This window comes from Roseococcus sp. GW821-FHT12F05 (genome assembly GCF_058806835.1).
In genome coordinates this window covers 385375-403881 of the sequence record NZ_JBXAQB010000001.1, presented here as the reverse complement: position 1 = coordinate 403881, position 18507 = coordinate 385375, and the positions used below count along the sequence as shown (strand labels likewise).

Here is an 18507-nt window from a genome sequence, read left to right as displayed (position 1 = left end):
CGGCTACGGCTGCGCCACGTCCTCCGGCGCGGCGCCGGCCTGGCCGGCCAGCTGGACGGCCGGGTCCGGCACCTGCGGCGAATCCGCCATGGGCTCCGGCACGGCCCATGGCAGGACAAATCCGACCTCGGCGACCTGCTGCCCGTCCCCGGCGTGGCGGCCGAAGGCCCAGGGCAGGACCAGCGCCAGCACCATGGCCAGGGTGGCGGCCAGGAAGGGCAGGTCGGTCAGGCGCGGGCGGGACGTCATGGCGAGGCTCCAGGGCCGGGTCCGGGGGCTGGAACGCCGGACACCGCGAAGGGGTTTCAACGCCCTCTGCCGTGAGGTGTCCGTGAATCCGGCGTGAGGCACCTCGGACCCCGTCCCGGAAGGATAGCGGGCCGGTTCCGGCGGTCTTGTCCGGATGTGCTCTCAGGATCCGGCGGAAGCCAGCCGCTCCGCCGCGGCCCGCCAGGCGTCCAGCATCGGCGCCGGCCGCCGCGTCGCGCGGTCCATGAAGACGATCACGCTTTCGGCGGCCGCGAAGCGCAGCTCGCCGAGGAAGAGCTCCTGCCGGATGGTGATCGAGCTGTTTCCGACGCGCGAGATGACGCTGCCGATGCGCACCCGGCCGGGGTAGTGAATCTCGGCCAGGTAGTCGATCGTCACGCGCCGCAGCGCGGTGGCCAGCGGGCGCGAGCGCGGCTCGCCCGCCAGTGCGGAGATGATCTCGCCGCGGCCCGCCTCGCAGAGGCTCGCGATCGCGGCGTTGTTCACGTGGCCGTTGAGGTCCGTGTCCTGGATGCGGAGCTTCTCCTCCGTCCAGAAGGGGAACTCCGTCATGGCGTCATTGCGCGCTGAGGCCCCGGTTCGTGACGGTGATCCGGCTCGCGACGCAGACGTTGATCTGCCGGATCTCGGAGGCGCGGCCGTTGTTCCAGACCACGCGGAAATCGTAGTTGCCGGGGTTGTTCAGGCGGTAGCTCACGGAGCGCCCCGGATAGAGGACGTTGGCGCCCAGCTGGTCGGCGCCCCAGCTGCCCAGCGAGGAGTGGCTGAAGTAGAGCTGCTGCACGACGTAGTTGGATTCGTTCACCACGCGGATGCTGGTGTCGCAGACCCGCGTCGGGGCGACGACCACCGGCTGCACGTAAGGCTGCGGCGGCACGCAGGCGCCGAGCAGCGTGGCGCTGGCCAGGGCCGCGATCGCGGTCATTCTCTTCATGCGTATCCCCCTCGTATTCATGCGATGAATCCAGGGTAATGAATCCCGGTCGCCGGGCAAGCAACCGGAGGGCGAATCAGCGGGCCTCGATGCCGAAATTCGTGATGACGATCTGCGTGTTGGTGCAGATGTTCGCGCGCCGCAGCTCCGAGGTGGACCGGTCCGGCCGGACGATGCGGAAATCGTGCGGGCCCGGGCTGTCGGCCCGGAAGTCGCGCCACTGGCCGGGACCGAGGATGTCGTTGCCCAGCCGGTCGCGGCCGAAGGAGGAGAGGGCCGAATCGGCGAAGAAGACCTGGTGCACCGCCCGCGTGCTGCCGTTGGTCACGCGCAGCGTGCCGTCGCAGGCCGGGCGGCGCGCGGCAGCGCCGCCCGCGGGACGGTCGTCCGGCGGTTCGGAGGAGGAGCAGGCGGCCAGCGCGGCGGCGCCGGCCAGGGCCAGGAACCACTTGGTCATCGGATGCTCCTCCCTGGAGATGGGCCTAAGCGCGCCCGGCAGCCTTATCGGCTTCGTACTTGGCCTTGTTCTCGGCATTCGCGGGGTAGAGGCCGGGCAGGGCGACGCCGGCCTCGACCTGGACCATGATCCAGGCCTCCAGCCGCTCCTGCTCCACGCTCTCCTCCGTCACGGCCTCGACGAGATCCTTCGGGATGAGCACGCAGCCATCCGCGTCGGCGACGATCACGTCGCCCGGGAAGACGGCCACGCCGCCGCAGCCGATCGGCTCCTGCCAGCTCACGAAGGTGAGGCCCGCGACCGAGGGCGGGGCCGCGCCGCCGGCGCACCACACCGGCAGGCCCGTGCCGTTCACCCCGGCCACGTCGCGCACCGCGCCGTCGGTCACCAGCGCCGTCACGCCGCGCTTCTTGAGGCGGGCGCAGAGGATGTCGCCGAAGATGCCCGCATCGGTGATGCCCATGGCGTCGGCGACGGCGATGACGCCCTCGGGCATCGCCTCGATGGCGGCGCGGGTGCTGATCGGGCTCGACCAGCTGGCCGGGGTGGCGAGGTCCTCGCGGGCGGGGACGAAGCGCAGCGTGAAGGCCTCGCCCACCAAGCGCACGCCCTGCGCGGCCGGCGAGAAGGGCGCGGCGCCGCGCATCCAGACGTTGCGGAGGCCCTTCTTCAGCAGCACCGTCGTCAGCGTGGCGGTGGTGATCTTTTCGAGCTTGGCCTTGGTGGCGGCGGACAGGGACATGGTCTTCTCCGGGAACGTCCCTTGCCTGTTATGCCGCGGCCCGCGCGGGGTCAACGCGGGGCAACCCGGGCCGGCGCCTGCGGTTCTCCCCGGATGACACCGGGGAAAGACGCCATGCACCGCCGCCGCCTCGCCACCGGGATCGCCGGGGCCGCCCTGCTGCCGGTCCTCGCCGCCGCGCAGCCGGCGCCGAACGTCACCATCCCGGGCGCGCCGGCGGCCGGCGGCCGTCCCGAGCCCTGGCGCGAGGCGCTGTCCACCGGGATCCTGGCGATGGTCACGAGCCAGCTCGCCGCCACCAAGGCGCAGAACGAGCTGCTGAAGAACTTCGCCGGATTCGAGGTGGCCGAGCAGCGCTCGGTGATCCAGGCCATGCAGCTCGCGGGCCTGCCCGTGCCCTCGCAGCTGCGCGTGGAGGGCGAGGATGCGCGGGTGATGCAGCAGCTCGAAGCCGCGTCGGGCGCCGAGTTCGACCGGCTCTACCTGCGCGCCCAGATCGCCGGCCACCAGGAGCTGCTGCGGCTGCACAACGGCATGAAGGCCAGCGGCACGCGGGAGCAGAAGATCATCTCGACGCTGGCCGCGGTGACGGCGGACCAGCACCTGCGCATCCTGCAGGCGATGCAGAACCGTCAGACCTGAAGTCGCGCCGCCGCCTCGGCAGCGACGGCTCCGGGCGCCGCGGCGATGTCGAGGATCAGCGCCTCCTCGTCGGCGCCGGGCGGCTCCAGCGTGGCGAACTGGCTGGCCATCAGGCTCGGCGGCATGAAGTGCCCCTCGCGGGCGCCCTGCCGCGCGGCGATCAGCTCCGGCGCGCCCGCCAGATGCACCACCGAAAGCCCCGGCACCCAGCCGCGCAGCCGGTCGCGATAGGCGCGCCTCAGCGCCGAGCAGGCGATGACGCCGCCCCTCTCCTCCGCCGCCAGCCAGGCGCCCAGCGCGTCCAGCCAGGGCCAGCGATCAGCGTCCGTCAGCGGAATCCCGGCCGACATTTTCCGCACGTTCTCGGGCGGGTGGAAGGCGTCGGCGTCGGCAAAGGGGAGGCCCAGCGCCTCGGCCAGCATGGCGCCGATGGTCGACTTGCCACAGCCGGAGACCCCCATCACCAGGATGTGCTTTTCCAGAATCGGGCGGCTCATTCCTTCCTGGGCTCCAGATGCCCCCCGAAGCCCTTGCGCATGGCGCTGAGCGCCTTGTCGGCGAAGCTCGCCTCCTGGCGCGAGCGGAAGCGCGCGAAGAGCGCGGCAGCCAGCACGGGCACCGGCACCGCCTGCTCGACGGCCGTGTCCACGGTCCAGCGGCCCTCGCCGCTGTCGCTGACATGGCCGCTGTATTCCGCGAGGTCGGGGTCGTAGGCCAGCGCCTGGGCGGTGAGGTCCAGCAGCCAGGAGGAGACCACCGAGCCGCGGCGCCAGGCCTCGGTGATGTCCGGCAGGTCGAGCTCGAAGGGCGCGGCGCGCATGAGGTCGAGACCCTCGGCCATGGCCTGCATCATCCCGTACTCGATGCCGTTATGGACCATCTTGGCGTAGTGGCCGGCGCCGTTCGGGCCGCAATGCACGTAGCCCTTCGACGGCCGCGGATCGCGGGCTTCGCGGCCCTCGGTGGGCAAGGCCGTGCCCTCGCCGGGGACCAGCGCGGCCAGGATGGGGTCGAGCCTGTGCACCACCTGCGCCTCGCCGCCGATCATCAGGCAATAGCCGCGCTTGAGGCCCCAGACGCCGCCGGAGGTGCCGATGTCGAGGTAGTGGATGCCGCGCGCGGCCGCCTCGGCGCCGCGGCGGGCGGAATCCTTCCAGAAGGAGTTGCCGCCCTCGATGAGGATGTCGCCCTCGTGCAGCAGGCCGTGCAGCTCGCGGAGCGTGGCCTCGGTGGCCTCGCCGGCAGGGAGCATGACCCAGACCGCCCGGGGCGAGCTCAGGCTGGCGACGAGGTCGGCGAGGGAGGAGGCGCCCCGGGCGCCCTCGGCGACCAGCGCTGCGACGGCGGATTCGTCGCGGTCATAGGCGACGCCGACATGCCCCGCCTTCATCACGCGGCGAAGGATATTGGCGCCCATCCGGCCCAGGCCGACCATGCCCAGCTGCATCAGTTTCACTCCCCGATTCGCGAATGCTACACGGCAAGCGGCGGGATGCGAGAGGCTTCCGCGCGCCGGGGGAAACGGGATGCTGGAGCTGGTCACGATCCGCGCGCGCCCGGACCTGCGGGGGCAGATCTTCGCCGAGCCGTTCCGCGGCCTCTGGCCGGAGTTCATGCTGCATGACCCGGTGGCGGACCTCTATTTCGGGAATCCGCATTTCGAGCGCTACCTCGACACCGCCTTCGCCGTCATCGACACGGCCGATCCCAGCCGGGCGGTGGGGCGGGCCTTCGCGGCGCCTTTCGTTTTCGGCGAAGACGGCCGGGACGAGCTGCCGGACACGGGCTGGGACGGCGTGATCCGCTGGGCGCATGAGGACCAGGCGCTGGGCCGCCGGCCCAATGCGCTGAGCGCGCTGGAGATCACGCTGCTGCCGGAATGTCGCGGGCAGGGCGCGTCGCGGGTGGTGCTGGACGCGATGCGGCGGCATGCGGGGGCGCTGGGCTACCGCCAGCTCTTCGCGCCGGTGCGGCCGACGGCGAAGCATCTGGAGCCCTTCGCGCCGATGGCCGGATACGTGGCCCGCCGCACGGCGGAGGGGTTGCCTGCCGATCCCTGGCTGCGCGTGCATGCCCGCGCGGGCGGCGAGGTGGTGAAGATCGCGCCGCTGAGCATGGTGATGGCCGGCACGCTGGCGGAGTGGCGGCGCTGGAGCGGGATGCCGCTGGCGGAGTCGGGCGAGGTGGCGGTTCCCGGTGCGCTGACGCCCCTGAGGGTGTCGGTCGAGCAGGATCACGCGGTGTATGTCGAGCCGAACGTCTGGGTGCGGCACACCCCGCTGTAGCGGGCCCTGGACATGGTGAGTTCCCATCCGCTCACCGCATCCTGGTCCAGCTTCCTGCTTTGGCGCGGAATTCAGACCTTCGGCACCTTCAGTCGGCCGGGACGATGCCGGTGGAGCTGTAGGACTGCAGGCAGGCGGCCACGGTTTCCACGCCTGGCCCGGCGCCGTTGCCGCGCTCGCGGCAGACGACGAAGGCCCGGCGGTCACGCTCCTGCCGCGTCTCCGCTGCGGGCTCCTGAGGCGGGGAGGTGACGGAGGCCTGCTCCGGCTGGCGCGGCGGGGCGTCGGCCGGAACATCCTCCTGCCGGCGGGGGGCCGCGTTGGTGGGAACGGTGCTCCTCGCGCGCACGACGGGGCGCCGCCGGTTCTGGATGCTGACGCGCTCGGGCGGCGTCGGTGGGGGCGGAGGCGGCGGCGGCTCCGCCGCGCATGCCGCGAGACCCAGTGCCATCAGCACAGTCATCCACCTCATCCCATGCCCCTTCAACGCACAACGCGTGCCCATGGCCCTCACGCCGCTCCGCCCTCCGGCTTCCCACGATGGGGAAGGATTAGAGCAGCGGGCGGCCGGACGCCACCGCCGCCGGCGGCCCGCCGTCAGGCCTTGGCGAGACGCTCCGCCACCCAATCCGCTCCCTTGAACACGAAGGGATTGATGGCGATCGTCAGGATCGCCGTGGCCAGGATCAGGTCCTGCCCCTCCTCCGGCAGGATCTTCTCCGTCACCGCGAGGCCCGCGAGGATGAAGCTGAACTCCCCCACCTGGGCCAGCGCCGCGCCGATGCTTAGCGCCGCCCGCGGTCCCAGCCCGCGCGATCGCGCGATGGCATAGGCCGCCACGGTCTTGCCGATCAGCACGACCAGGACGGTCGCCGCCAGCGCCAAGGGCTGGTCGCGGATGATGGTGGGATCGAAGAGCATGCCCACCGCCACGAAGAACAGGACGGCGAAGGCGTCGCGCAGGGGCAGGGTCTGCTCGGCGGCGTTCTGCGACAGCGGCGACTGGCCCAGCACCAGCCCGGCGAGAAAGGCGCCCAGCGCGAAGGACACGCCGAAGAGCACATAGGCCAGGTAGGCCACGCCCACCGCCGAGACCAGCGCCGCCAGCGAGAAGAGCTCGTGCGAGCGCTGCCGCCGGACCCAGGCGAGCGCGCGGGGCAGCAGGCGGGCGCCCACCACCAGCATCAGCGTGACGAAGATCGCGACCTTTCCGAGGGTGAGCAGCACGGTCAGCGCCACGCTCTCCGCCTCGCCGAGGCCGGTGACGAGCCCGGCCGGCGTGCGGTCCTGCGTCACGGCGGCCAGCACGGGCACGAGGACGAGCGCGACGACCATCGCCATGTCCTCGACCACCAGCCAGCCGATGGCGATGCGGCCCTGGACGGAGGTCAGCTCGCCGCGCTCGCTCATCGCGCGCAGCATCACCACGGTCGAGGCGACGGAGAGCGAGAAGCCGAAGACGAGGCCAGCGGCGTCGGTCCAGCCCATCAGCCGGGCCAGCCCCCAGCCGAGCGAGGTCGCGCAGAGCATCTGCAGCAGAGCGCCGGGCAGGGCCACGCCGCGGGCATCGGCCAGCTCGCGCGGCGAGAAGTGCAGGCCCACGCCGAACATCAGCAGGATGACGCCCACCTCGGCGAGCTGCTGCGCCAGCGCGATGTCGCCCTCGACGCCGGGCGTGAAGGGCCCGATGGCCACGCCCGCGGCGAGGTAGCCCACGATGGCCGGCAGCTTCGCCGCGCGTGCCGCGATTCCCAGGAAGAGCGCAAAGGTGAGGCCGAGCGCGATGGTGCCGATCAGGCCGGTCTCATGGGGCATCGCGATTCGGCTCTCCTGCTGCCCCTTCGCGCATAAGGGCTCGGCGAGCCCGCGTCACCCTTCGATGAGGTAGCGCGCGGTCAAATGCTCCTGGAAATCCATGGGGTCGAGCGGTTTTCCCGTCGCGGCGCGCAGCAGGTCCTGAAAGCCGAGGCGCGACCCCTGCCCATGCACGTTCTTTCGCAGCCAGGTCAGCAGCGGCGCCATCTCGCCCTCGGCCAGCGCGGCGTCGAGGCCGGGCGTCGCGGCGCGCGCGGCCTTCATGAGCTGCGCGGCCGCCATGGCGCCCAGCGTGTAGGACGGGAAATAGCCGAAGCCGCCGTCGTGCCAGTGGATGTCCTGCAGGCAGCCGCGTGCATCGTCCGGCGGGGTGATGCCGAGGAGGGAATTCAGCCCCTCGGCCCAGGCGCTGGGGAGGTCGGCAATGGCGAGCTTGCCCTCGATCATCGCGCGCTCCAACCGGAAGCGCAGGATGACATGGGCGGGATAGGTCAGCTCGTCGGCGTCCACGCGGATGAAGCCGCGCGAGACGTGGCGCCAGAGGCCGGCGAGGTTCCTCGCGGTGTAGGCCGCCGGATCGCCGCCATAGAGCGCCTGGAGCTGCGGGCCGAGAAAGGAGAGAAAGGCGTCGGAGCGCGAGGCCTGCATCTCCACGATCAGGCTCTGGGATTCATGCGCCGCCATGCCGGCCGCCTCGCCGACGGGCTGGCGGGCGTAGTCCTCGGGCAGGCCGCGCTCGTAGAGGGCATGGCCGGTCTCGTGCAGCACGCCGAGCAGCGCCTTGGCCGGGTCGGACTCGCTGTAGAAGGTGGTGATGCGGACGTCGCTGGGCGTGCCGCCGCAGAAGGGATGCACGCTCTCGTCGAGGCGCGAGTGGTCCGCCTCCAGCCCGATCCGCAGCGAGAGGCGGCGGCACAGCTCGCGCTGCTTCTCCACCGGGAAGGGGCCGGGCAGCGGGAGGGGCGTGCCGCGGCGCGCCTGGATCTCCTCCGCGCGCGGGAGGGCGTCGCGCAGAAAGGCCTCGTAGGCGTCGAAGACGGGCTCGACCTCGGCGGCGGTGACGCCGCGCTGGTAGCCCTCCATCAGCGAATCGTAAGCGGACAGGCCGGTGACGGCCGACAGCGCCTGCGCCGTATCGCGCTGCAGGCGCAGCACCTCCTCCAGATAGGGGCGGACCATGGCGAAATCGGACTTCGCCTTGGCCTCGCGCCAGACCTTCTCGCAGGCGGAGTTGGCGCGGGCGCTGGCCTCGACGAGCGAGGTCGGCAGCGCGGCCGAGCGCAGGTGGCTGTGGCGGATCAGCTCCAGGTTGGCTTCCTGCCACTCGCCCTCGGCGCTTGCCTCGGCGAGGTCGGCCGCCATCTCCGGTGCCGTGAAGAGCTCGTGCGACAGCCCGGCCAGGGCCGCGAGCTGCTCGCCGCGCGCCGCCCCGCCGCCGCGCGGCATCATGGTGCTCGCGTCCCAGTGCAGGACGGCGGCGGCCTCGCCGAGGGCACCGAGTCGCGCCATGCGCTGGGTGAGGCGTTGGTAGGCGGCCAAGCTCATGTCTTGTTACTCATGTCTCGCTCAATCGCTTCCGGGACCAGAGGGCAAAGATCACCACCCAGGCGGCCGCGAGGCCGAACCAGGTGATCGCATATCCCAGATGGGGATTGTTCGGCTCGGGAAACCCCGTGGCCGGATCGGGCAGCGGCCCGCGCGATGGCGCCGGCGTGGAGCCGAGGCCGGAGGGCGCGGCCGTCCCCGCGCGGGGAACGACGACGGCCAGGGCATAGGGCAGCGCGTCCGGAGCCCCGAGCGCGGCGGCGATGGCGCGTGCGTCGAAGGTGTAGAAGCGGCGATGCGCGGGATCGTCGGTGGCGGCGAAGGGGTTTCTTTCTGTCGGGCGGGCATAGCCGCTCACGGTGACCTCGCCCTCGGGCCGCGCGACGTTGCCGCCCTCCATGGGCGCCCAGCCGCGATCGACGAGGAGCGGCGGCGCGCCGGGGCGGTCCAGCACGGCGATCAGGTCGGCGCCGAGGGTGGTGCCGCGCACCTCCAGCCCGAGCATGGCCTCGGCGCCGGGGCGGAAGCGGCCGGTGGCGGCGATGCGGGTGAAGGGCAGCGTGTCGGCGGCGGGTTCGGCGGGCGGCCGCGCCGCGGCGGCCTCCAGCTCGGCGAGGATCCCGAGCTTCCAGTGCAGCCGCTGGATCTGCCAGGAGCCGAGGCCGAGCAGCACGGCCAGGATGGGAAGGGCGATGAAGCTCGGCAGGATGATGCGCTGCCAGGGGATAGGGCGGCTCAAGGAAGGGTGCCCTCTGCCAGGGCGCTGGCGCCCTTGGAAAATCCGGCCGGAAGCGGGACCGGCGCCGCCCGGAGGCGGAAAAAATTCGGGCCGGCAGAGCCGGCCCGAACCATCAATGCTGCGCGATCTCGCCCGCGCCCCACCAGTAGATGGACACGAAGAGGAAGAGCCACACCACGTCGACGAAGTGCCAGTACCAGGCCGCCGCCTCGAGGCCGAAATGCCGCTCCGGCGTGAAGCCGCCGCCCATCGCGCGGAACAGGCAGACCGCGAGGAAGATCGTCCCCACGATCACGTGGAAGCCGTGGAAGCCGGTCGCCAGGAAGAAGGTCGAGGGGTACACGCCCCCGCCGTGGAAGGCGAACGGGGCCTCGGCATATTCCCAGGCCTGGAAGCCCGTGAAGGAGAGGCCCAGCAGCACCGTCAGGGCGAGGCCCTGCACCAGGCCCTTGCGGTCGCCCTCGAGCAGCGCGTGGTGCGCCCAGGTCACCGTGCAGCCCGAGAGCAGCAGGATCATGGTGTTCAGGAAGGGCAGGCTGAAGGGATCGAAGGTGTGGATGCCCGGCGGCGGCCAGATGTTGGCCGTCGAGTTCAGCACGTGCTGCGGGAAGAGGGCGAAGTGGAAGTAGGCCCAGAAGAAGGCCACGAAGAACATCACCTCGGAGGCGATGAAGAGCAGCATGCCGTAGCGCAGGCCGAGGCGCACCACGGAGGTGTGGTAGAAGGGGTTCTTGCTCTCCTTCAGCACGTCCCGCCACCACAGGAACATGCAGCTCAGCACGCCGAGGATGCCGAGGCCGAGGACCCAGTGCACGTTGTTGTGCGCGAAGAGCACGATGCCGAAGAGCATGGTCCCCGCCGCAAAGGCGGTGATCAGCGGCCAGGGCGAAGGATCCACCAGATGGTAGGGGTGCTTGTAGGGGGCGTGCCCCTCGACGTTGCTGGCCATGCTCGATCCTGCGCAGTGTCCTTCCGGCGCGCGTCAGCACCGGCCGATTGCGTCGCACCATCCATGGAAACGCGCGGGGAATCAAGGTGCGCGGGGGTGGATATGCGGTCAGGAACAGGCGGAAAGCCAGCCGGGACGGCGCGTCAGATCAGGGCCGGCACCATCCCTCAAGAATTCGGCCGCACGACGCCCACTCCACCCGACAGCCGGTGCGCCGGTAGCGCGCCGAAGCCAAGGCCGCGGCCGCGGCCGCCCGGCGCTGGAGGGCACAAAAATCAACGTTGGAGGCGCAAGCCTCCAACGTGTTCGCCCGCATTGGCCAGCGCGCCCGCCCGCTCCGCGTCACCCAGGCTGCGGAAGAAGGTGTAGTTGATGGTGATCGTGCGGATGTCGCGCGTCTGCGGATCCTCGGCGATCTTCGGGTCCACCCAGAAGGCGATCGGCATGTCGACCTGCTGGTGCGGCTCCAGCACCTGCTCCTCGAAGCAGAAGCAGGCCGTCTTGTGGAAGTACCGGCCCACGATCTCGGGCGTGACGTTGTAGGTCGAGACGCCGCCGACGGTCTGCCCGGTCAGGTTCCGCGCCTCGTAGAAGGCCATCCCCTCCTCGCCGAGCCGGAGCTGCATCGAGCCCTGCTGCGGGGCGAAGTGCCAGGGCAAAGCGGGGTTCGTGTTGGCGTTGAAGCGGATGGTGACGGACCGCGCCTCGGCCGTGGCGCCGGGGGCGGCCTGGCCCAGCATCGGCGTGCCGCCGTAGCCGGTGAGCTGGCAGAACATGGTGTAGAGCGGCACGGCGGCGAAGGAGACGCCGACCATGAAGACCACGAAGCCCGCCGCGGCGAGGCCGACCCGCTTGTTGCGCTTCGCGACGACGGCCGGATCGGGACGGGGGATCATCGCAGCAGCCTTACCATGGAGATGAGGTAGAACAGCGCCGCGAGCCCCGTGAGCGCGGCCAGGATGGCCCAGTTCCGCCCGCGCCGCCGACGCTCGAAGAGCGTCTTCTCTTCCGGCGTCATGTGAGGATCAGCCGGTCTGCCGCCAGCGCCCCGAACAGAAGGAAGAGATAGAAGATGCTGTACTTGAAGCACTTCTTCGCCGGCGCGTCCCCGGTCAGCGAGACACCCGAGGCGTCCTGCTCGTCGCGCCAGACCAGCCAGGCGTGGCGCAGGAAATTCGCGCCGAGCAGCGCGGCCACGGCGCCGTAGACCGCGGTGTTGAAGCCCATCAGCCAGGGGGCGAGGGTCAGCGGCACCAGCAGGATCGTGTAGATCACCACCTGGCGCCGCGTCTCGCGGGCGCCGGAGATCACGGGGAGCATGGGCACGCCGGCGCGCTGGTAGTCCTGGTGCGCCCAGAGCGAGAGCGCCCAGAAATGCGGCGGCGTCCACATGAAGATCATGGCGAAGAGGACGAGCGGCACGGCGTCCACATGGCCCGTCACCGCGACCCAGCCGATGAGCGGCGGGAAGGCGCCGGCCGCGCCGCCGATGACGATGTTCTGGGGCGTCCGGCGCTTCAGCCACATGGTGTAGATGAAGACGTAGAAGCCGATCGAGCCGGCCAGCACGGCGGCGGCGAGCCAGTTGGTCGCCAGCCCCATCAGCACCACCGAGCCCACCGCCAGCATCACGCCATAGGCCAGCGCCGCATCCGCGCCGATCCGCCCCGTCGGGATGGGCCGGTTCTGCGTGCGCCGCATCACCGCGTCGATGTCGCGGTCGTACCACATGTTGATGGCGCCCGCGGCGCCGGCGGCGATGGTGATGCAGAGGATGGCCGTCGCGGCCAGGATCGGGTGCAGATGCCCCGGCGCCACCGCCAGCCCGATGATCCCCGTGAAGACGACAAGGCTCAGCACGCGCGGCTTGAGCAGCGTGAACCAGTCCCGCACCTCGGAGGCGCCGAGTTGGGCGGAAGCGTCAAAGGGGGCTTGCGCCCCCCCTCCACCGGTTGCCGTCATGTCACTCATATCGGTTTCCGCCAAGCGTCCCGCAATCCGGCGCCCTGCAATCCCGGGCGCGATCGGCCGGCACCCTAAAACAGAACGCCCCCGGCGGGAACCGCCGGGGGCGTTAAGCTGCCCTGATGTAAGCTTCAGGACGGGAAGGCTACCGGATGCGCGGCAGCTCGTCGAAGGTGTGGAAGGGCGGCGGGCTGCTGACCTGCCACTCCAGCGTCGTGGCGCCCTCGCCCCAGTAGTTGGCGCCGGCGGGCACCTTCCGGCGGAAGGTGTCGAACATGACGTAGAAGAAGAACAGGAAGCCCGCCACCGAGACGTAGGCGCCCAGCGACGCGACCAGGTTCCAGCCCCAGAAGGCGTCCGGATAGTCCGGGTAGCGCCGCGGCATGCCCTGGTTGCCCAGGAAGTGCATGGGGAAGAAGGTCAGGTTCACGCCGACGAAGGTCAGCCAGAAGTGGATGCGGCCGAGCTTCTCCGAGTACTGGTACCCGGTCATCTTGCCGATCCAGTAGTAGATGCCGGCATAGATGCCGAACACGGCGCCGAGGCTCAGCACGTAGTGGAAGTGCGCCACCACGTAGTAGGTGTTGTGCAGGATCTGCGTCACGCCGGCATTGGCCAGCACCACGCCCGTCACGCCGCCCACCGTGAAGAGGAAGATGAAGCCGACGGCGAAGAGCATCGGCGTCTCCATGCGGATGGAGCCGCCCCACATGGTCGCGATCCAGGAGAAGATCTTCACGCCCGTCGGCACGGCGATGACCATCGTCGCCGCCATGAAGTAGGCGCGCGTGTCGACGTCGATGCCCGACTGGTACATGTGGTGGGCCCACACGACGAAGCCGACCACGCCGATGGCGACCATCGCGTAGGCCATGCCGAGATAGCCGAAGACCGGCTTCTTCGAGAAGGTCGAGATCACGTGGCTGATGATGCCGAAGGCCGGCAGGATCATGATGTACACTTCGGGGTGGCCGAAGAACCAGAAGAGGTGCTGGAACAGCACGGGGTCGCCGCCGCCCTCGGGCTTGAAGAAGGAGGTGCCGAAGTTGCGGTCGGTGATCAGCATGGTGATCGCGCCGCCGAGGACGGGCACCGCGAGCAGCAGCAGGAAGGCCGTCACCAGCATCGACCAGACGAAGAGCGGCATCTTGTGCAGCGTCATGCCCGGGGCGCGCATGTTGAAGATGGTCGTGATGAAGTTGGCCGCGCCGAGGATCGAGGAGGCACCGGCGAGGTGCAGCGCGAAGAGCGCCATGTCCATCGACATGCCCGGCTGGTACTGGTCGTCCGAGAGCGGCGTGTAGATCGTCCAGCCCGCGCCCGCGCCCTGGCCCACGAACATCGAGCTGCCGAGCAGCAGGAAGGCCGGGACCAGCAGCCAGAAGCTGATGTTGTTGAGGCGGGGGAAGGCCATGTCCGGCGCGCCGATCATGATCGGCACGAACCAGTTGCCGAAGCCGCCGATCAGCGCAGGCATGATCACGAAGAACACCATGATCAGGCCGTGGGCCGAGACGAAGGCGTTCCACATCTGCCCGTCGGAGAAGATCTGCATGCCCGGCTGCTGCAGCTCGAGCCGCATCAGGAAGGACAGGCCGATGCCGATGATCGCCGCGAAGAGCGAGAAGATGATGTAGAGGGTGCCGATGTCCTTGTGGTTCGTGCTGAAGAACCAGCGGCTCACAAAGCCCGGCGTGTGGTGTTCGTGATCGTCATGCCCATGCGCATCGGCAGAATATGCCATGTCCGGGATCGCCTTTCCTGTTCAGTATCCCGTCCGCGGACGGGTGAAGCTGATCTGTGTCTGAACCTTGGGACCGCGCGTCACTGACGCGCGGCGAGCTGAACCGTGTCGGCCCCAGGGGCGGAAGCGGGGGCGGCGGCCATGGGAGCCGGGGCGGACGCCGCGCCGGTCGAGTCGGCGAAGCGCGTGCGGGCGCTCGCCACCCAGGCGTCGAACTCGGCCTGCGGGACGGCACGGACCACGATCGGCATGTAGGCGTGGTTGTTGCCGCAGATCTGGTTGCACTGGCCGTAGAAGGTGCCGGTGTGGTCGGCGCGCATCCAGGTCTCGATCGTCCGGCCCGGGATGGCGTAGCGCTGCACGCCGAGCGAGGGCACGAAGAAGCTGTGGATCACGTCCTGGCCGTGCGTGATGACGCGCACCGTGCTGTTCACCGGGATCACCAGCGGCTCGTCCACATCGAGGTTGCGCAGCTGGCCGGGCTTCAGGTCGGCCTCGGCGAGCATGCGGCTGTCGAAGTTGAAGTTGCCGTTGTCCGGGAAGGCGTAGTTCCAGTACCACTGGCGGCCGGTCACGTTGATGGTGAGGTCGGCGTCGCGGGCGCGGTCCTCGTAGTAGATCAGCCGGAAGGACGGGATCGCGATCACCAGCAGGATCAGCACCGGGATGACCGTCCAGGCGATCTCCAGCACGGTATTATGGCTGTTCTGCGAGGGGACCGGGTTGGCCTTGGCGTTGTACTTCCAGATGCACCAGGCCAGCAGCGCCGCCACGAAGATCGTGATGATGACGATGATCCAGAGCAGCAGGTCGTTGAAGTCGTGGATGCGCTCCTTGATGGGGCCGGCCGCGGCCTGCAGGCCGATGCCCCAGTTGTGGGGCGCGCCCACCATGTCCTGGGCCTGAGCCGAGAGACTTGCCGCAGAAACGCTCGCTGCCGCGAGCATCGCCAATCCGAGATTCCGTCCGATACGCCCGATCACGCCGTCGCACCCTGCCTTCAACTGGAGGCGACGCCCGGGAGGGGGCCGCCCGGCAACCCCATCGGCCGCCAATTTCGAGCGTATCGCGTCCGTTCGCCCCAAGGGAACCCGGGAGGGAGGCCCAAGGGGAGCCAGTGGGGCAAATGGCGCCGCGCCGCGCCCGGACCATAGAAGCTGGAAAAAGCCGCCACAAGCCTCGCTGCACCGCGGGAACATTGAATTTCCGCGAATTCAGCCGGCTTCAATCAGCTCGCTCTCGCCGCCCTCGGCGACGTGGTCGACCATGTCGGTCAGCATGGAGCGGATGTGGGGATCGCCGACCATGTAGAAGACCTGCCGGCCGCGCCGGTCGGCCTGGAGCAGGCGCGCGGCGCGCAGCAGCCGCAGGTGATGCGAGACCAGGCTGGGCGAGATGGACAGCATCTCCGCCGTGGCGCCGACGGAGACGGGCTGATCCAGGCAGGCGAGGATGATCTTCAGGCGTGTGGGATCGCTCATCAGGCGGAACATCTCCGCGAGCTCCACCACCTCGTCCTCGTCGATGCGCACGCCTGTCGCCATGGCAACACCTTCGTCCGTGACGCGGCGCAATACAAGCCTCAACGTAACAAAGGCTTGATTCCATTGGAGAGATGAAGAGATGAACAGGTATTCACGGGTCGATGGAGGCGGTTTTTCCTTTGCCTTCACCGCCCGCGAAAGATTTCGGGCTCCTAGTGATGGCCGCCGAGCATGCCCGAAAGCCGCCGGCGCAGCTCGTTGAACTCCGGCGAGGTCGGGTCGCGCGGCCGCGGCAGCTTCACCCGCTCGTCCGAGACGATGCGCCCCGGGCCGGGCGACATCACCACGATGCGGTCGGCCAGCAGGATCGCCTCCTCGATCGCATGCGTCACGAAGAGGACGGTGAGCTGGGTCTCCTCCCAGATCTGCAGCAGGTCGGCCTGCAGCTTCTCGCGGGTCATGGCGTCGAGCGCACCGAAGGGCTCGTCCATCAGCACGACCTCGGCGTCGTTGGCCAGCACGCGGGCGATGGCCACGCGCTGCTTCATCCCGCCCGAGAGCTGGTGCGGATAGGCGTCGCGGAAGCGGTCGAGGCCGACCAGGCTGGTGAAGCGCGCCGCGGTCTTCGCCACCTCGTCCCGCCCGGCGCCGCGCGCGGCAGGGCCGAAGGCGATGTTCTGCGAGACGGTGAGCCAGGGGAACAGCCCATAGTCCTGAAAGACCATGCCCCGCTCCGGCCCGGGGCCGGCCACCGGCGCGTCCCACATGGCGAGGCGGCCGGCGCTCGGCTCCTCGAAGCCCGCGATCATCCGCAGCAGGGTGGACTTGCCGCAGCCGGAGGGGCCGATGAGGCAGATGAACTCGCCCTTGTGGATGGTGAGCTCGGCGGAGGCCAGCGCGGTCACCGTGCTGCCCTGGAAGGCGAAGTTCTTGGTCACGCCTTCGACGGCAAGGATGGGAAGCTCAGCCATGTTGCGGACTCCAGCGCAGCAGCCGCTGCCCGATGCGTTGCACGATATGGTCGGAGAGGAAGCCGAGCACGCCGATCACGGCCATGCCGGCGATCACGATGTCGGTCCGGGAGAGCTGCCGCGCCTCCATGATGATGGCGCCGAGGCCCGTCTGCACGCCGGTCATCTCGCCCACCACGATCACCACCCAGGCGAAGCCCAGCCCCAGCCGCAGGCCCGTGAAGATCGAGGGCAGCGAGGCCGGCAGCACCACCTTCCAGAACAGCGCGCGGCGCGAGACGCCCAGCATCTCCGCCGCCTCGAAGAGCCGCGGCTCCACGTTGCGCACGCCGAAGACGGTGTTCAGCAGCACCGGGAAGAAGGCGCCCAAAAAGACCAGGAAGAAGGCCGAGCGCGGCCCCAGCCCGAAGACGATCATGGAGAGCGGCAGCCAGGCCGTGACCGGGATGGGTCGCAGAATCTGCAGGAAGGGGTCCAGCAGGTTGCGCACCAGCACCACGCGCCCGATCAGCATCCCCAGCGGCAGCGCGACCAGCGCAGCCAGGGCGAAGCCGCCATAGACGCGGGTCAGGCTCGCCAGGATGTGCGTGAGCAGCGTCGCGCTGAAGGCGTCCTCCCAGACCCCGCCGAAGGCGAGGTCCCAGAGCTGCACCGCCACCGTCTCCGGCGCGGGGATGAGGCTGTAGGGCCGGCCCAGGGTCGCGAGGTACCACAGGGCCAGGCCCGCCGCCGGCACCGCGATCGCCTGTGCCGCGCGGCGCAGGCCCTCGCCGCCGCGCGAGGGCGGGGCGGACAGGGTGGCGGCGCTCATGAGCCCGCCCTCGCCAGCTCGTCGGAGAAGCGCGTGTCGAAGAACGTCGCGAAATCAGGCAGTTGCCGGATCTGCCGCAGCGAGAGCATGTGCTCCGCATAGGTGTGCGAGGCCTGCACCATCGCCGGCGTCATCTGCCAGTTGTACTCGACGTTGCGGATGCTGACCTCGAGCGCGTCGCGCCGCATGCCGAGCTTCTGCACCGCCGTCTGGATGGCCTCGGCCGGATTGGCCATGGCGAAGTCGCTGGCGCGGCGGTGGACCCGCAGCATGGTCCGCACCAGCTCCGGGTTGCGCTGGGCCGTCTCGTAATGGGTCGCGAAGACCATGTTCAGCGCGCCCATGGCCGTGGAATAGGGGAATTCCACCAGCGTGCCGGCGCCGCTCGCGATGCTGAGGCCCGGGCCGGGCTCGGCGCCGACATAGGCGTCGATGTCGCCGCGGGCGAGCATGATCGGCATCTCGCTGAAGGAGACGCGGATCGACTGCACGTCGCGGATGGTCATGCCCTCCATCCGCAGCCGCTCCAGGAAGAAGACCTCCTGCGTCGAGCCCGGCCAGACGCCGACCCGCTTGCCGCGGAGCTGGGCCAGGCGGGTGATGTTCTGGGCGGTCTGGCCGATGACGGCCATGCCCTTGTCGCAGCAGGAGCCGACCACCGTCACCGGCTCGCGCGCCGCAGCGCCGAGGATGCCGGCGGCGACGCCGAAGGCGCCGAAATCCACGGATTTCGTGACGACGGCGTTCTTGCCCTCGGTCGGGCTCTCGAAGGGGATGACCTCGACGCGCATCCCCGCGGGCATGAAGCGCTCGTAGAAATGCGGGGCGATGGAGTGGATGAGCTTCAGCGAGCCCATCTTCACCACCGTCCCCTGGGCGCGGACCAGGGCGGGGGCGGCCATGAGGCCGCCGCCGAGACCGGCCAGCAGGGTGCGTCGTTGCGTCGTCATTCGGGAGTCCTCCTCTGGGAAAGCGGCCGGTTCGGCCCGAGGGGGATCACTCGCCGAGGCGAGGTGTGCATTCCAGTGCCGATTTTCGATCATGCTGTTGCCGAGATCGCAACGATAGGCGGACCGGAGTCGATCCTTGGCCGTTGCAGTCGGTGCTTGATTTCGATCGGCCTGTTGCAATGATGGCAACGCCCGGCCGGACGC

At 70.0% G+C, this 18507-nt stretch carries 23 protein-coding genes; 2 read left to right on the top strand and 21 right to left on the bottom strand.

What is annotated here, in order from left to right:
* Positions 1-3: 3 nt before the first annotated feature.
* From AC1ROY_RS02100 to AC1ROY_RS02080, 5 genes are all read right to left on the bottom strand, one after another.
* The gene (locus AC1ROY_RS02100; RefSeq protein ID WP_493146673.1) at positions 4-249 is read right to left on the bottom strand and encodes a hypothetical protein; all 246 of its coding nucleotides are present in this window, start codon (positions 247-249) and stop codon (positions 4-6) included.
* A gap of 162 nt (positions 250-411) precedes the next feature.
* Positions 412-822 carry an acyl-CoA thioesterase gene (locus AC1ROY_RS02095; RefSeq protein WP_493146671.1) on the bottom strand — a complete coding sequence of 137 codons (411 nt, stop codon included), beginning with the start codon at positions 820-822 and terminating at the stop codon, positions 412-414.
* A gap of 4 nt (positions 823-826) precedes the next feature.
* A complete protein-coding gene (locus tag AC1ROY_RS02090; RefSeq protein WP_493146669.1) occupies positions 827-1204 on the bottom strand; it encodes a hypothetical protein in 378 nt (125 codons plus the stop codon).
* A 76-nt stretch (positions 1205-1280) separates the two neighbouring features.
* On the bottom strand, positions 1281-1661 hold the full coding sequence (locus tag AC1ROY_RS02085; RefSeq protein WP_493146667.1) for a hypothetical protein: 381 nt from the start codon (positions 1659-1661) through the stop codon (positions 1281-1283).
* Between the two features lie 25 nt (positions 1662-1686).
* On the bottom strand, positions 1687-2403 hold the full coding sequence (locus AC1ROY_RS02080; protein ID WP_493146665.1) for a ribonuclease activity regulator RraA: 717 nt from the start codon (positions 2401-2403) through the stop codon (positions 1687-1689).
* 114 nt (positions 2404-2517) lie between these two features.
* Here AC1ROY_RS02080 and AC1ROY_RS02075 point away from each other — a divergent pair, with 114 nt between their 5' ends.
* Complete coding sequence (locus tag AC1ROY_RS02075; RefSeq protein ID WP_493146663.1) at positions 2518-3045, top strand: DUF4142 domain-containing protein; 528 nt, start codon at positions 2518-2520, stop codon at positions 3043-3045.
* Here the strand turns inward: AC1ROY_RS02075 and AC1ROY_RS02070 are convergent.
* Both AC1ROY_RS02070 and gnd read right to left on the bottom strand, forming a co-directional pair.
* The gene (locus tag AC1ROY_RS02070) at positions 3036-3542 is read right to left on the bottom strand and encodes a gluconokinase (protein ID WP_493146661.1); all 507 of its coding nucleotides are present in this window, start codon (positions 3540-3542) and stop codon (positions 3036-3038) included. The genes AC1ROY_RS02075 and AC1ROY_RS02070 overlap by 10 nt on opposite strands.
* A complete protein-coding gene (gnd, locus tag AC1ROY_RS02065; RefSeq protein ID WP_493146659.1) occupies positions 3539-4492 on the bottom strand; it encodes a phosphogluconate dehydrogenase (NAD(+)-dependent, decarboxylating) in 954 nt (317 codons plus the stop codon). The genes AC1ROY_RS02070 and gnd overlap by 4 nt, the downstream gene beginning before the upstream one ends.
* Before the next feature lie 79 nt (positions 4493-4571).
* On the opposite strand from gnd, the gene AC1ROY_RS02060 reads away from it, so the two are divergent.
* A complete protein-coding gene (locus tag AC1ROY_RS02060; RefSeq protein WP_493146657.1) occupies positions 4572-5330 on the top strand; it encodes a hypothetical protein in 759 nt (252 codons plus the stop codon).
* Positions 5331-5418: 88 nt separating this feature from the next.
* Here the strand turns inward: AC1ROY_RS02060 and AC1ROY_RS02055 are convergent, their stop codons facing one another.
* From AC1ROY_RS02055 to AC1ROY_RS01990, 14 genes are all read right to left on the bottom strand, one after another.
* Positions 5419-5802, bottom strand: a complete 384-nt coding sequence (locus tag AC1ROY_RS02055) for a hypothetical protein (protein WP_493146655.1) — start codon at positions 5800-5802, stop codon at positions 5419-5421.
* Between the two features lie 125 nt (positions 5803-5927).
* Positions 5928-7145 carry a cation:proton antiporter gene (locus AC1ROY_RS02050; RefSeq protein WP_493146653.1) on the bottom strand — a complete coding sequence of 406 codons (1218 nt, stop codon included), beginning with the start codon at positions 7143-7145 and terminating at the stop codon, positions 5928-5930.
* Between the two features lie 54 nt (positions 7146-7199).
* Positions 7200-8690 (bottom strand): carboxypeptidase M32, encoded by a 1491-nt coding sequence (locus AC1ROY_RS02045; RefSeq protein WP_493146652.1) that lies wholly within the window; start codon positions 8688-8690, stop codon positions 7200-7202.
* Positions 8691-8700: 10 nt separating this feature from the next.
* Entirely contained in the window at positions 8701-9429 is a 729-nt protein-coding gene (locus AC1ROY_RS02040) for an SURF1 family protein (protein ID WP_493146650.1), read from the bottom strand.
* A gap of 112 nt (positions 9430-9541) precedes the next feature.
* Complete coding sequence (locus tag AC1ROY_RS02035; protein ID WP_493146648.1) at positions 9542-10378, bottom strand: cytochrome c oxidase subunit 3; 837 nt, start codon at positions 10376-10378, stop codon at positions 9542-9544.
* A 275-nt stretch (positions 10379-10653) separates the two neighbouring features.
* Entirely contained in the window at positions 10654-11274 is a 621-nt protein-coding gene (locus AC1ROY_RS02030) for a cytochrome c oxidase assembly protein (protein ID WP_493146646.1), read from the bottom strand.
* Positions 11271-11396 carry a cytochrome c oxidase system small membrane protein gene (locus AC1ROY_RS02025; protein ID WP_493146645.1) on the bottom strand — a complete coding sequence of 42 codons (126 nt, stop codon included), beginning with the start codon at positions 11394-11396 and terminating at the stop codon, positions 11271-11273. The genes AC1ROY_RS02030 and AC1ROY_RS02025 overlap by 4 nt, the downstream gene beginning before the upstream one ends.
* Positions 11393-12340: a heme o synthase gene (locus AC1ROY_RS02020; protein WP_493147437.1), complete on the bottom strand. Its 948-nt coding sequence runs from the start codon at positions 12338-12340 to the stop codon at positions 11393-11395. Before AC1ROY_RS02020 ends, AC1ROY_RS02025 begins: the two co-directional genes overlap by 4 nt.
* A gap of 148 nt (positions 12341-12488) precedes the next feature.
* Complete coding sequence (ctaD, locus tag AC1ROY_RS02015; RefSeq protein WP_493146644.1) at positions 12489-14087, bottom strand: cytochrome c oxidase subunit I; 1599 nt, start codon at positions 14085-14087, stop codon at positions 12489-12491.
* Positions 14088-14167: 80 nt separating this feature from the next.
* On the bottom strand, positions 14168-14980 hold the full coding sequence (gene coxB / locus AC1ROY_RS02010; RefSeq protein WP_493146642.1) for a cytochrome c oxidase subunit II: 813 nt from the start codon (positions 14978-14980) through the stop codon (positions 14168-14170).
* 321 nt (positions 14981-15301) lie between these two features.
* Positions 15302-15631 (bottom strand): ArsR/SmtB family transcription factor, encoded by a 330-nt coding sequence (locus AC1ROY_RS02005; RefSeq protein WP_131550496.1) that lies wholly within the window; start codon positions 15629-15631, stop codon positions 15302-15304.
* 152 nt (positions 15632-15783) lie between these two features.
* The gene (locus AC1ROY_RS02000; RefSeq protein ID WP_493146641.1) at positions 15784-16542 is read right to left on the bottom strand and encodes an ABC transporter ATP-binding protein; all 759 of its coding nucleotides are present in this window, start codon (positions 16540-16542) and stop codon (positions 15784-15786) included.
* Positions 16535-17353: an ABC transporter permease gene (locus AC1ROY_RS01995; RefSeq protein ID WP_493146640.1), complete on the bottom strand. Its 819-nt coding sequence runs from the start codon at positions 17351-17353 to the stop codon at positions 16535-16537. Before AC1ROY_RS01995 ends, AC1ROY_RS02000 begins: the two co-directional genes overlap by 8 nt.
* Positions 17350-18303, bottom strand: a complete 954-nt coding sequence (locus AC1ROY_RS01990) for an ABC transporter substrate-binding protein (RefSeq protein ID WP_493146639.1) — start codon at positions 18301-18303, stop codon at positions 17350-17352. Before AC1ROY_RS01990 ends, AC1ROY_RS01995 begins: the two co-directional genes overlap by 4 nt.
* Between the last annotated feature and the right edge of the window lie 204 nt (positions 18304-18507).